At 39.3% G+C, this 14,126-nt stretch carries 12 protein-coding genes and 1 pseudogene; 4 read left to right on the top strand and 9 right to left on the bottom strand.

Translation table 11 applies throughout. The annotated features are described in order from the left end of the window. On the bottom strand, positions 1 to 185 hold a 185-nt coding region (locus H6G08_RS18695), incomplete at its 3' end, for a helix-turn-helix domain-containing protein (RefSeq protein ID WP_190545594.1). 64 nt (positions 186 to 249) lie between these two features. On the opposite strand from H6G08_RS18695, the pseudogene H6G08_RS18690 reads away from it, so the two are divergent. Next, positions 250 to 798: pseudogene (locus H6G08_RS18690) on the top strand (ABC transporter ATP-binding protein); the annotation flags it as partial. Positions 799 to 893: 95 nt separating this feature from the next. Further along, positions 894 to 1,415, top strand: a complete 522-nt coding sequence (locus tag H6G08_RS18685) for a Fur family transcriptional regulator (RefSeq protein WP_190545591.1) — start codon at positions 894 to 896, stop codon at positions 1,413 to 1,415. 184 nt (positions 1,416 to 1,599) lie between these two features. On the opposite strand, the gene H6G08_RS18680 is transcribed toward H6G08_RS18685, so the two are convergent. The 8 genes from H6G08_RS18680 to H6G08_RS18645 all read right to left on the bottom strand — a co-directional run bounded on the left by H6G08_RS18680 (position 1,600) and on the right by H6G08_RS18645 (position 10,004). Further along, complete coding sequence (locus tag H6G08_RS18680) at positions 1,600 to 1,899, bottom strand: hypothetical protein (RefSeq protein ID WP_190545589.1); 300 nt, start codon at positions 1,897 to 1,899, stop codon at positions 1,600 to 1,602. A 118-nt stretch (positions 1,900 to 2,017) separates the two neighbouring features. Continuing rightward, positions 2,018 to 2,980, bottom strand: coding sequence for a chlorophyll a/b binding light-harvesting protein (locus H6G08_RS18675; RefSeq protein WP_190545587.1), 963 nt, complete (start codon positions 2,978 to 2,980; stop codon positions 2,018 to 2,020). A gap of 453 nt (positions 2,981 to 3,433) precedes the next feature. Next, entirely contained in the window at positions 3,434 to 4,468 is a 1,035-nt protein-coding gene (locus H6G08_RS18670) for a chlorophyll a/b binding light-harvesting protein (protein ID WP_190545586.1), read from the bottom strand. Positions 4,469 to 4,860: 392 nt separating this feature from the next. After that, the gene (locus tag H6G08_RS18665) at positions 4,861 to 5,613 is read right to left on the bottom strand and encodes an alpha/beta fold hydrolase (RefSeq protein ID WP_190545584.1); all 753 of its coding nucleotides are present in this window, start codon (positions 5,611 to 5,613) and stop codon (positions 4,861 to 4,863) included. 195 nt (positions 5,614 to 5,808) lie between these two features. Continuing rightward, entirely contained in the window at positions 5,809 to 6,321 is a 513-nt protein-coding gene (fldA, locus tag H6G08_RS18660; RefSeq protein WP_190545582.1) for a flavodoxin FldA, read from the bottom strand. 28 nt (positions 6,322 to 6,349) lie between these two features. Next, a complete protein-coding gene (locus H6G08_RS18655) occupies positions 6,350 to 7,780 on the bottom strand; it encodes a chlorophyll a/b binding light-harvesting protein (protein WP_190545579.1) in 1,431 nt (476 codons plus the stop codon). Positions 7,781 to 7,782: 2 nt separating this feature from the next. After that, on the bottom strand, positions 7,783 to 8,802 hold the full coding sequence (locus tag H6G08_RS18650) for a chlorophyll a/b binding light-harvesting protein (RefSeq protein WP_199322652.1): 1,020 nt from the start codon (positions 8,800 to 8,802) through the stop codon (positions 7,783 to 7,785). Positions 8,803 to 9,272: 470 nt separating this feature from the next. After that, on the bottom strand, positions 9,273 to 10,004 hold the full coding sequence (locus tag H6G08_RS18645; RefSeq protein WP_313942078.1) for a DUF1636 family protein: 732 nt from the start codon (positions 10,002 to 10,004) through the stop codon (positions 9,273 to 9,275). A gap of 108 nt (positions 10,005 to 10,112) precedes the next feature. On the opposite strand from H6G08_RS18645, the gene H6G08_RS18640 reads away from it, so the two are divergent. Together H6G08_RS18640 and H6G08_RS18635 are read left to right on the top strand one after the other, a co-directional pair. Then, positions 10,113 to 11,873 carry an ABC transporter ATP-binding protein gene (locus H6G08_RS18640; protein WP_190545575.1) on the top strand — a complete coding sequence of 587 codons (1,761 nt, stop codon included), beginning with the start codon at positions 10,113 to 10,115 and terminating at the stop codon, positions 11,871 to 11,873. A 59-nt stretch (positions 11,874 to 11,932) separates the two neighbouring features. Continuing rightward, the gene (locus tag H6G08_RS18635) at positions 11,933 to 13,786 is read left to right on the top strand and encodes an ATP-binding cassette domain-containing protein (protein WP_390625611.1); all 1,854 of its coding nucleotides are present in this window, start codon (positions 11,933 to 11,935) and stop codon (positions 13,784 to 13,786) included. The last annotated feature ends 340 nt before the right edge of the window (positions 13,787 to 14,126 follow it).

Here is a 14,126-nt window from a genome sequence, read left to right as displayed (position 1 = left end):
GGCTTTTGGTATCCTCCACGTCGTTTCGCCTCGATTTCGCCATTTGCTCGATACTGACGCAGTAGGTTTCGCACAAATGACAAGCTGACCTTAAATCTTTGCGCCAATTGACGTTGAGATCCTTCTTTTGCAACATACGCCATAATCACACGCTCACGCAAATCCTTTGAGTACGATACTGGCATCTATTTAAACTATGCTGTCTTTTCAGTCTACCTGAGTCTGTGGTTTAATTACTTGAAAATTGCTGTAATTGACGACATTGATATCCGCGACCTCAATTTATGGGATTTGCGGCGCTGTATTGGTTGGGTGAGTCAGGATGTGTTTTTATTTCACGGTACGGTTGCTGATAACATTTGTTATGGCAGTTTCGATGCCACTCGTGAACAGATTCTTCATGCTGCCAAGTTAGCTTATGCCCATGAGTTTATCGAGCAACTGCCCCAGGGCTATGACACAATTGTGGGCGAACGGGGTCAAAAGCTTTCAGGTGGGCAAAGACAAAGAATTGCCATAGCGCGTGCGATTCTCAAAGATCCACCCATTCTGATTTTAGATGAAGCGACTTCGGCGGTGGATAATGAGACGGAAGCAGCTATCCAGAACTCACTGGCGATGATTACACAAAATCGTACAACCATTGCGATCGCTCACCGTCTTTCCACAATTCGCCACAGTCATTGCATATATGTGATGGATGATGGTCAAATTGTTGAGCAGGGTAAGCACGAGGATTTACTAGCATTAGATGGTATCTATGCCAGTTTGTGGCGCGTACAGTCTGGGATTTATTAATACTTTCTAACTATTTTTGATAATTACAGGCTTGTCTTACACAACTTTTATTAGCAGTTTTACCAGCACTGACAGATTTTTTGGAAGCTGTATTTATGGATAATTTTAAAACCTTAAAAGCCAAATTAAATACTCAAGGTTATCGATTGACTCCTCAACGTCAATTAATTTTTGAGATTTTTCAAACTCTGCCAACTGGTAATCATTTAAATGCTGAATCAGTACATTTGTTGCTGTTTGAACGTGGAGAAGTGATGAGTTTGTCTACGGTTTATCGCAACCTCAAAATCATGGCTAACATAGGGATTATCCGAGAAGTAGAATTGGCACAGGCTCAAAAACATTACGAACCCAAAACCATCTCTATCCATCATCACCATATTGTGTGTATTCAATGTCATCAGATTATAGAGTTTGAAAATAAATCAATTATTCAACAAGGATTAAAACAAGTAGAAACAATGGGATTGCAACTAATTGATTGTAAATTCACATTGCAAACTATTTGTCCAGAAGCTCTACAGAGGGGATGTCCGACAATATCTAGTAATTGGGTATGTCCTAGATTCTTGAAAACAGACAAACCCAAAAGCTCAAACCATCAGCAACTACATTAGACCCATCCTAAAACTTACAAGCCAATATTTACAAGTCTTTGAGACCAATCCTTGCAGATTCTCTTTAAACAAAATAATTAGGGTTTGATATCGTTACTGATAGTTTAGAGGCAGAAAATGAAGTTATGCATTCAAGGCGATCGCATTTTTCAAGCATTACTTACGCAATTGGGGGCATGAAATGTTAGATGTAAGTATTCAGGCGAACCTGATATAATTTCCAAATTCGCCCCTTTTGACAAGCATTGCAAGCAGCAGTTTTCGGTTCAAAGTCAATACAGCCAATCGCCTGTTCCGAACAAGCTTTCTTAGGACATACCGTACATTTTAGACGATAATCATTAGTGAAATACTCACAATTATGGCAAGGAATTTGATGCAATCGCCACAGAAAAATTATCCCTTTTTTAAGAGTTGTCCAAATACTACAAAACAATAAAATCATAATTACCCAAGCAGATAAAGCATAGAAAATTCTAGCCATCACTATATTGTTACTCCACAAAAAGTTTTAGGAAATTGCCCACAGTCAAATGTTTTTAACCGCAGGCAGGGGAAGGAACTTGAGAATAGCTGGTGTTGAGTTTATGGGAGATGATTAGTTAGGTAATACTACGCGCCCTCCAAGCGTGCCAAGCATAACCTAAAAAAGCTAATATTCCTAGAAGAAATTGTATGTTTGCTGCTACTAAACGTTGCGAACCGTAAAATTTCGGTGGAAAAACTGTAGTGTTATATCCTACAAAACTAGCAGAAATCCAAGCCATTAAAGCTAATCCTAGCAAACTATAAGCAAGAATTTCTTCACCATTTTCTATAGGTAATATTTTTCTAACCCAAGTAAATGGCTGTACAATAATGTGCCAAATACCCCCTAAAATTAAAATGCATCCGACCCAAATATGACCGCCAATGACATCTTCTAAATTATCTACACTGGCTAGTCCTAAAATATTCCAAATACCATCTTTAAAGCCTACCAAGTAGCTAAAAATGTTTACTGGGTTAAGAGTGGGGTTATTAATTAGGCGTACATCCCCTAAATGACTGTCATAAATGCCGCCAAAAAACATGGCTTTAAGTACTAATAAAAATGCTCCTAAACCCAAAATTATTAGGTGATGACCTAAAATTAAACTCAATTGTTTAGGGTCATTCCATTCATAGTGAAATTTCGCGGCTCTACCACCATTATTATATAAAATTACTGGAGCGCGAAACACATGAAATAGTCCTCCCGCACCTAAAACCGCCGAGGCAATTAAATGCAGTATCCCAATAACGAAATAGGGATAGGTATCAACTACTCGACCACCAGCACCTATTCCCCAACCTAAAGTTGCTAAGTGTGGTAATAAAATCAAGCCTTGTTCATACATTGGGATATCAGGAACAAAGCGCACAACTTCTGAGATGGTAGTTGTTCCTGCCCAAAACATAATTAAGCCTGCATGGGCAATATGTGCGCCTAATAATTGACCAGATAAATCAGTTAAACGAGTATTACCAATTAACCAAGGTAATTGTGTATTTGCCGCAAAAGTTCTATCAGTAGAAATTGCCACTTTTACCTCATCATTTTTAGAAAAGTGCTGAGTTTTTTATAGGACTTACGCAGTGTCAGATATTTTTCATGCTTTTTGTCAATGGTCAATAGTCCATAGTCCAAAAACTTGAATTTTGACCATTGACTTTTGACTTTTGACTACCCTTGTGAGGGTTTTTTTGTTCGGTGCGTAAGTCCTATTTTATAGACTCAGCACGCTTACCCGATCCTTATCCTTATCACTTAGAGAGTGAGAGCAAAACTGTTAACTGAGGATTGAACGTCAAATTTTAGATTTTAGATTTTAAATTTTGGATTGAATATTCATAGGTTAATATCGCTCTGGGAATATGAAGCAAGCGAATTTATTCATGAAATAAATCTACAATCCAAAATCACCGAACTTTAGATTGGAAATTTTTGATTGAGGAAATTTTTATCTAAAATCCAAAATCCAAAATCCAAAATTGATTCACTCAGCACTACTAATGGCGTTCAATGACTTTTCAACTTGTCTAAAGTCAACACCAATGGCTCGTAGCGCGTGCCAAAGATGACCTTGTAAAAAGAAGAAAGCTAAGAAGAAGTGAGCATTAGCTAACCATGCTCTAGCACTGTAGCCACCATTAGCTAATTTGACTGTATCAGCAAAATAAGGAGTTACACCAAATTTTAATTCTAGGGGCGCACCATAGAACTCTACAGGATAAGCTAAGGTGTTGACTGCACAAAAGTAAGCAGCAACAAAACCAGCTAAGGCAATACCACCTAAAGAATAAGAAAGAATCGCTTCCCCAGAAAAGATTAACAGCTTTTTCGCCCAAGGTAATGGCTCTTTGATAATATGCCAAATACCGCCACCAATGAGGATTAAACCTACATAGATATGACCACCAACCAAATCTTCTAGGTTGTTCACACTAGCAAAGTGAGTTTGATAGCCGTAAATAACCAAGGGGTTGAGGGTGGGATGACTTATCACTCTGACAGCGTGAATTGTCGCGTCGTATAGTCCTCCCCAAAACATTGCTTTTCCTACCAGCAATAAAGCTGCTATACCCAAAAACAGGAGGTGATGTCCTAAAATCAAACTGAGTTGTTGAGGATCGTTCCATTCAAAGTGAAATTTACGAGCAAAACCAGTAGTGTTTTTTAAGTTGCGCGGCCCTTTAAAAGTATGAAAGAGTGCGCCGGCTCCCAGGACAGCAGACGAGATCAGATGCAAAGCACCAATAACAAAGTAAGGGTAAGTATTAATTACTTGACCACCTGCACCAACACCAAACCCTAAAGTGGCTAAATGGGGTAACAAGATGAGTCCTTGGTCTCCCATTGGGATGTCAGGTTTGTAACGAGAGATTTCAAACCATGTAAACGCCCCCGCCCAGAGGGTTGTGAGTGCAGCTTGTGCTACATGTGCGCCGATAAATAAGCCAGAGAGGTCGGCGAAGCGGGCATTACCAACCCACCAATCATATTTGACGTTGGGATTATCGTATGTCTGCATTGGTTCTCTTCTATAAGTTATTGCGAGAAATATTCAAATATTTACTACTTAACTTCAAGCAATAAAAGCTGAAATATTATCTAATAAGACTTAAATCGCTGAAGTTAATTGCCGAGCTTGGTGAACACAAACTTAGTTTATTGAATATATTTCTCATGTATCTATTTTATTTACAAAACTTAACAATAAAAATTAAACAAAATTAAGCACGACAAAAAAGGCGACATTCTAATTTGGTCGCTGTTATTAAGTTAGTTATTCACACTAAGTTTTGGCACAATTAAGCATGAAAATATTCAACAGTCAACAGTCAACAGTCAACAGTCAACACTATTTTCAAGCTAGTTAATAAATTAATAAGGGGTGTATTTACGCCCCTAAATAAACAATTTCTAATTTATTAAATTTGGAGATAGTATTTGAGATTGCATTGTTGGTTGTAGATGATAAGGTTGCCAAAAACTCAACATTTGTTCGCCGACCTTTTGCGGATAGAAGTAATGAAAAAAATGATGTCCTTTTGGACATTCCCAGAGATAATCTTCAGGTTTAAACCATTTTAACCAGCCTAGTAAGGCAGGAGAATTGACAATTAAATCGTTTTTGCTACCACAGATCATCATGGGCATAGAAACCCCATCTTCAGGTAAATCAACTAACTTGAATAGGGAATGAGATAAGGGAGATTGCTCTAAATCTTTATTTAACACTGCCATTAACTTTTTAGTAGTGTAATGTGGTTGTTCGCCAAAGAGATTACGAACACTCATTGCTAGGACTTGTTCGCGACTGATGGTAAATAGTTGTCGTTGTAGATAGTAGTGGGCGTGCCAAGTATTTGCTGGTCGAGAAGGGACAGCTAGGAGAATGAGCGATCGCACTTTTTGGGGATAGCGCCTTGCATAGATTAGAGCGATCGCACCACCCGCACCATGACCTGCTAAATGTATGGGATGGGGACATTCTGACAAATACTCATGCAATAAACTTACAGCCTCATCTATCGAACTACCTTCATCTTTACCGTGACGATATTCCCACTGAGCCACATTCATATATTGCGATATATGTTGTAGTAACGGTTGATCGAAACGCTGCAATACAGTACTAGAACTGACCCACACAACATCAATATCATCAGACATAAAAACTCTCAAACCTCAAAAACTAAGCAACTTCAAAACCACAAATACATACAAATTTATACCAATTCAAAATTCAAAATTTTAGATATCACTATGAGCTTGTTTTCAAATTGGTATTATTTTGCTCTGAAAAACAAAATTCTCTGTGTGTATCTGTGGTTCAGCATCAGGTACAAAAAACTTTAACTACTCAAACTACAAACCAAACTCTCTCTTTAACTGAGATACCCAATTCTTAATCCGCCCATCTGTTAAATCAGATTGATTATCCTCATCAATTGCTAATCCGACAAACTTACCATTTCTTAAAGCCTTAGACTCGTTAAAATCGTAACCTTCAGTTGAGCAATAGCCTACAGTCTTGCCACCAAGTTGGGAAATCTTTTCTTCTAAAATTCCGATGGCATCTTGAAAATTATCGGCATAGCCTATCTGGTCACCAGTACCAAAATAAGCGACTGTCTTACCATTAAAATCTATATCATCTAGTTCGGTAAAAAAGCCTTCCCAATCGCTTTGTAATTCGCCAATGTTCCAAGTGGGACAACCAATAATTAAATATTGATAGTCATCAAAATCAGCAGTATCCGCTTGGGAGATGTCGTGTAATGTCACTACACTATCACCAAATTCATCCCGAATTATTTCTGCTACTGATTCTGTTTTACCAGTTTGAGTGCCGTAGAATAAACCGATTTTTTTCGACATTTTTACACCTGATATTGAGAAGAAAAAGTTAGAAGAACAAACTGCTATTGCTGATTAGTAAATAAGCAAATAAAGCGCCACCACAACTACCAATAATCCAGCCAGCATTAAATTCACTCCAAGACTTAGCTGTTTGCAGATTTTCTGGTAACTCTCCTTGATGAGATGTGCCTTGTTTAAACCATGCTCTGCCATAAAGCCACAGACAAATTGATAAAATCAACAACAAAGCAATTGTTGCGAGTAGTCCGGCTTGATTAGCTAATTCTGTGTTCCGCAGGGGGCCTAATTTGACGAAAGGGCCAAGTAAAAAATAACCATGCGCCATGCCAATTTCTAAACCACGAGAAAATGGCGACAAGCCTGCACGGTAAATAGGAAGATTACCCAAAAATTTTAAGATTAAATCAGAGGTATTAACTGGGGTTTGCAGGTTTCCTAATTCTGGTGTATCTAGATAGTTAACTACTCCCTGTGCAAAATCCAATCCAGCCGCGAGAACACGCACTTTCAAAGCGTGCCAGATATGACCAGCGAGAAACACAATTGCTAAAGCAAAATGGCTACTTGCTAACCAAGTGCGAACTGAAATTACTCCTGATACACTGCTTAATCCTAAAGGCCCATAAAACTCAGTGGGATAAACAGTATCGTTGACAGTGACAAAGTATGCTGCCAAGAAACCCATGTATGCTAAAGCAGCCAGACTATAGGATAAATAAGCTTCACCAGACCAAAAAAGTACTTTTTTCGCCCAAGCAAAAGGTTGAGTGAAGATATGCCAAAATCCACCGCCAAAACAAAGAATACCTACCCAAATATGACCGCCAACAACATCTTCTAAGTTATTGACAGCCGCCATTCCTTGATTACCAAATGTACCAAAGAGGTAAGCAAAAATTCGTGCTGGGTTAAGAGTTGGGTCAGAAATAACTCTGACAGATGCCACTTTGACATCGTAAAGACCACCCCAAAAAAGGGCTTTTGCTACCAATAACCAAGCACCTAAACCTAATAAAAGTAGGTGAATGCCGATGATAGTGGTCATTTTCTCTTCATCTTCCCAGTCATAACCAAAAAAACCGGGAAATTGATTATTTTCTGGTAATACTTCTGGCCCTAACAAAGCGTGATAAATACCGCCAGCACCAAGTACAGCCGAACTGATTAAATGCACTACACCTATGACGAAATAGGGATAAGTATCAACGATTTGTCCGCTATTACCAACACCAAATCCCAGGGTTGCTAAATGGGGCAATAAGATTAACCCTTGTTCGTATATTGGTAGAGAGGGGTTGTATTTGCTGATTTCAAATAAGGTCATTGCCCCAGCCCAAAGGACAATTAAACCAGCATGGGCAATGTGCGCCCCTAATAACCGTCCTGAGAGATTGATAAACTTAGCGTTACCTGCCCACCATCCATATTGTTGGGGGGTGATTGTTGCTGTAGTCATAGTTAAATTACTTCTCCACGAGTGGATTGCTCAACTTTACCGGTGCGGAAATTAAAACCCGCAGCGCGGAGGGCGTGCCAAAGATGTCCTTGGAGGAAGAAAAAGCCCAGCCAAAAGTGAGCATTTGCTAACCAAACGCGAGAGGATAGTAAATCTGCACTTTGGAAGTAGGGGAAGCGATCGCATTCAATACTCAATGCTGTCCCAAAAAATTCTACAGGATAAGCTAGGGTGTTGATGGAGACAAAATAAGCCGCTATCAAACTCATTAAGCTTAATGCACCTAAGCTGTAAGCAAGATATGCTTCTCCTGACCAGACAAAGAGGCCTTTGACAAAATCTGAAGGTTCGGTGGTAATGTGCCAGATACCCCCAGCAACGCAGAGAATACTTACCCAAATATGACCGCCAACTAAGTCTTCTAGGTTGTTGACTCCCGCAAGCCAATATTTATGACCACCAACTAGGTAGCTAAATATTGTGAAGAAGTTCAAAGTAGGATGAGAAATAACTCGCACTGCTCCTAAATTGGAGTCGTATAAACCACCAAAAAAGACGGCTTTGGCAACAAGTAAGCCTGCTCCTAGACCGAGTAAAATCAGGTGAATGCCCAGGATTGTGGTCATTTTATTGGCATCTTGCCAACTGTAGCCAAAAAAGGAATATCTCTCTTCGAGAATGGCGGGGCCGCGGAGTGCATGAAAAATTCCGCCCAAACCGAGGAAAGCAGAGCTAATTAGGTGTAATACTCCAATTACAAAGTATGGATAAGTATCGACAATTTGACTGCCGCTACCTACTCCCCAACCCAAGGTTGCTAAGTGGGGTATCTGGATTAAGCCTTGCTCGTACATTGGTTGAGAAGCTTGAAACCGGGCAACTTCAAACAAAGTTGTTGCACCTGCCCACAGTACAATCAAGCCTGCATGAGCCACATGAGCGCCTAACAATCGCCCTGAAAGATTAGTTAATCGAGCGTTTCCTGACCACCAAGGGATTGTGTCTGGAGTTTGCACAGCCATGCTCGTCATCGTGTCATCGCCTCAGAATGATTTGAAATGGTTGTGGTGTGAAAATACTTATTGAGATAGATATTCAATAAGCTCCGAGCTTATCTTATCAGATTAATTGAGATTTCTTGTCAGTAAAACTAGAGAATTTTTCTCAAATTCACTGTAAGCTAGGCAGGATAACGCATTTAGACTAAAACAGAATGATAAATCAAGGTAAATAAAAGCAAAAACTTATATCTTACGCAGATAATTAGGCAAATTACCCTGATAACTGGGATATATTGCAGTTAACCTTCATTCTAGCTTGCTTGTCTTATTTGACAACACAGGAGTATATCGAAGCTTTGGCAGGAGTTATGCTTTAATAATTGAGAGTATTTTTTAGTAATTATTCTACGAGTTAAAAACTATGCAGATTTTAGGAGGGTGCGATCGCTCTCCCTGGATGTAACAATGCAAGTATCAAATATTGACAAACACTAGGTTGGGATGGACTCAGGTGTAGGAAGGATGCGTGCTAACAAGTGCGATCGCAATTTCCCCGGTATTTTAGCGGGTAACACATATCCATCTTCACTTTGTTGATAAAGCAAGCTGAATTGCAACAAATCAGTTGTACTGTCCTCTGTCAGATCGACAACATGGTATGTATATTTTTGCCGACAAACAAAGCTTACTACACAAGAGCGTTTTTCCACGCAACTCCACAAGCACCCTACAGGCTGAATATTGAGAATGTTGTCAGGGGAATGATTTTTTTGCGCTTCCAGCAACTTCAGGAATAGTTGATTTCCTTCAGCGCGCTCGTCTGCTTCTTCGCGATCGAGAAAAGCACTGCACGATTTACAAACAAATAAATTAGGTTCATTTCCGGTACCAACTATTTCGATACCATCCGCTTCATCATTAGTTACACCACGGAATAAAAAGTCGTACTGTGGAAAATAACTTACTGTACCGATTGGTTTAATACCCAAAGACAATACCGGGACTAAAAGACAAGTATCGTTCAATACAATTATTCGTTGTGGTTTTACGGGAACTCTTGTTTCACCCAAAGCGTGTTTGATTACTTTTGTGGCGACCGGAAGAGGAGATGTAGATAAATTATTATTACCTTGAATTACATTTTGCGAAATATTACTATGACAAACTAATAGCAAGACGATAGTAACAATCCCTAGCAATAATAATTTGAGGTAACGATACACTTTAATACTTTCTCCTCTTTCAATTTTGGTTAAAATGCGATCGCTAGCTGAAAAATATTTGCTTTAGCCAGCTTACTGATTCTGACATCAGCTTTTACAAGAGTGCTTATGAAAATCGGACTACAACAATACTGGAACTTACTTGTAGACTACCTCAAGCCGCAAAAGGGTAGAGTAGTGAAGTTTGCGATCGCACTTCTTTTCAGCATCGGCTTACAAATCCTCAACCCCCAGATTTTACGCTATTTCATTGACACAGCTGTAGCTGGAGGCGATCGCCAAAAATTATTCCTAGCAGCTTTTTTATTTATTGCTGTCGCCTTAATTACCCAACTCATGACAATTACCGCAACCTTCTACGGTGAAAACGTCGCTTGGACAGCTACTAACGCCTTACGTGCAGATTTAGTAGAGCATTGTTTGACACTAGATTTATCCTTTCATAAATACCGTACACCAGGCGAATTAGTCGAACGTATAGACGGCGATGTGCAGAATTTATCAGAATTTTTCTCGAAATTTACTATTCACATCTTGGGTAATTTGCTCATGGTATTGGGTGTAATAGTAGTGCTGTTTATAGAAGATTGGCGAGCCGGTGTAGCTATTTTATTGTTTGCTCTCATCGCCTTATCTACTCTGATTAAATTGCGTACCATCTCAGTTTTCCATTGGGGAGGTTATCGCCAATTCAGTGCTGAGTTTTTTGGCTTCTTAGGTGAACAGCTAACAGGGATGGAAGACATCCGCGCTAATGGTGCAAAAAACTATGTCATGCACCGCTTCTATACAATTATTCGCAACTGGCTACCCATCTTTCATAAAGCCCGCTTTGCCGATACAATTCTTTGGGTAACAACCAACGGTATATTTACTTTAGGTAGTGTAATTGCTCTCATCGTTGGTGCTTACCTGTGGAGTCAACAGACAATTACCATCGGTACAGTTTACCTACTTTATTACTACACCAATATTCTCAGCGAACCGATTGAACAGATTCGTAACCAATTTGAAGACCTCCAGCAAGCAGATGCGAGTATTTACCGCATTACAGACTTGTTGCAAGTTCAATCTCAATTATATACAGGTGGTGAAAAATTAATTCCTCCAGGTGCGCTTTCAATAGCTGTTGAGAATGTCTGTTTTGGTTACAATGACCGGGGAAATGATACTGAAGATTTAGTATTGCAAGATGTATCTTTTAATTTACCTGCGGGTCAGGTGTTGGGGTTATTGGGACGTACAGGAAGCGGTAAGTCTACTTTAGCGCGATTACTTTTGAGATTGTATGACCCACAATTGGGTTCAATTCGGTTGGGGGGTGTACCTATCGACCAAACCCCACTCAAAGAACTACCGGGGAAAGTCGGATTAGTAACTCAAGATGTGCAGCTGTTTCAAACCACAGTTCGCAATAACCTGACTTTTTTCAACCATGACATTACTAGCGATCGCATCTATGAAACAATAGAAATGTTGGGTTTGTCAGAATGGTTACACTCTTTACCCAACGGCTTAGAAACCAACTTAGGCCCAGATAGTAGCGGTTTGTCAGCCGGACAAGCGCAGCTATTAGCCTTTACCCGTGTATTTCTCAAAAACCCCGGCTTAGTAATTCTCGATGAAGCCTCTTCACGTCTTGACCCAATGACAGAAAGACTCATTGAAAAAGCTATAGATAAATTATTGATGGGACGCACCGCCATTATTATTGCCCATCGTCTAGCCACCGTAGAAAGAGCTAATCAAATCTTAATTTTAGACAAAGGTAAAGTCAGTGAATACGGTGAACGCGAAGCATTAGCCAAAAATTCCCACTCACGGTTTGCTCAATTATTACAAGCAGGTTTAACAGATTTATTAGTTTAAGTAAGGGACTGGAAATAATTCAAAATTCCAAATTATATTTTACCTTTGCCCCATGCCCTATGCCCTATGCCCCATTCCCCAATATTATGATTTCATCAACAAAAAAACTTGCTGGTTGGCAATTATTATGGCAACTAATTTGCTATAAACCAAAACTCTACTTAATTGATACTTGCTTCTGGATTTTTATTATGGGCTTACCTGCCCTACCTGGATTAATTATCCGCGAATTTTTTAATAGTCTCACAGGTAAAGCTCAATTTGGTTTATCACCTTGGGCATTTATTGCAGGTTTTATTGCTTTAAATTTAGGGCATATTTTGGTGATATTTATAGGACGCATCACCAAAACTCAGCATCGTTTCACCATGAGGTCATTACTGAGAAGAAATTTATTAGAACGTCTCTTAAATAATCCTCATGCTCAAATTAAGGTTACTCAGGATGATATTGAAAATGCTGTGTCCCAAGGTGAAGTAATTAGCTACTTTCGAGATGATGCAGAACACATTGAAGATAATGTGGCATGGGTATCAGAAATCTTTGGCGAAGGACTATTTGCTGTTCTTTCTTTAGCAATTTTATTAAGTGTCAATGTACCCATGACAGTATTTGTTTTCCTTCCCTTAGTCGGAATGATAGTAATTATCCAAAAAGCAGAAATACGTATTAAAAAATATCGCCAATCTAGCCGTCAAGCAACTCAACAAGTCACCGGAATTTTAGGAGAAATATTTAGTTCTGTACAAGCGATTAAAGTTGCTGGTGCAGAACAAGATGTCCTCACTTATTTTCGCACTTTAAATGACAAGCGGCGCGAGAGTATGGTTAAAGACAGTCTACTAAAAGCCATTCTCAATTCACTATTTCAAAACATGGTGAATTTTGGCACAGGTTTGATTTTAGTGATGGCTTCTTTTTTGATGCAAAACGGCGATAATCAATTAACAGTAGGTGACTTTGCTTTATTTGTTTATAACCTATCCTTTGTCACAGGTTTTTTTGCCTCTGTAGGTGGCTTTATGGCATTGTATAAGCAAACAGAAGTTGCCTTTGAACGTATGGCTGATTTAATTTCTGGTGCATCAGCAGAGACTTTGGTAGCTCCAAATCAACTTTATTTACCAGAATTGGGTAAAAGTAGAAAAAACTTACCTCAATTAGAACAATCTATAGAAAATGCAAGTCATAATTTACAATCATTAAACCTATCAAACCTAACTTATATTTATCCTGGTACTAATCAAGGAATTGTAGATATTAACTTACAAATACAACGCGGTAGTTTGACTGTCATTACTGGACGCATCGGCGCAGGAAAAACTACATTGCTCAGAGTATTATTAGGATTATTACCCAAACAAGCAGGAGAAATTTATTGGAATAATCATCTAGTTGTAGACCCTGCTAATTTTTTCGTACCCCCTCGCAGTGCATATACTCCCCAAATTCCCCAACTTTTCAGTTATTCCCTACGGGAAAATATCTTGTTGGGATTATCTAAAGATGATGCTGATATTCAAACAGCATTAAAAATGGCTGTATTTGAGCAAGACTTAGCAGCCATGAATGAGAAACTCGAAACTTTAGTCGGAACAAAAGGAGTACGCCTTTCTGGTGGACAAATGCAACGGGTAGCAGCAGCGCGGATGTTTGTCCGTCAGCCAGAATTGTTAGTATTTGATGACCTTTCTAGCGCGTTAGATGTGGAAACAGAATTGACATTATGGTCGCGGATATTTGCTAATACAACTGAGGAAAATTCTTGGACACCAACCTGTTTAGTAGTGTCTCATCGTCGTTCTGTTTTACGCCGCGCTGACCAGATTATTGTGATGAAAGCTGGTAGGGTAGTTGCTCAAGGGAAGTTTGAAGACATTTTAGCTGATGAGCAAGCAGATTGGATTTTTTAGAACTATTAATTACTTTATAGGAATCCAGTTTGATTTCTGAAAAAAATCTCAGCAGAATTTGTTAGACGTAAGCCGTAACGCACCTCTCACAAAGCTTTCGGTGCGTTACACGTTTTGATAACACACTCTACTGGACTGACACAGCTAAAATAGTGCATTAGGAAAACTCTTGTGGGATGGGCGTCTCGCCCGTCCTGGGCGGACAAGATGTCCACCCCACAAGAAAATTATATTGCAACATTTTAGGCGTGTCAGTCCAGTAGGTTGGGTCGAAGTATGAGACCCAACACCCTTATCCCTGTTGGGTTTCGCGTTGCTCAACCCAACATACACCTAATGC

Origin of the sequence: Calothrix anomala FACHB-343 (assembly GCF_014696435.1) — a bacterium.
Taxonomy (GTDB): Bacteria; Cyanobacteriota; Cyanobacteriia; order Cyanobacteriales; family Nostocaceae; genus Aulosira; species Aulosira anomala_A.
This window is presented reverse-complemented; position numbering and strand designations above follow the sequence as displayed.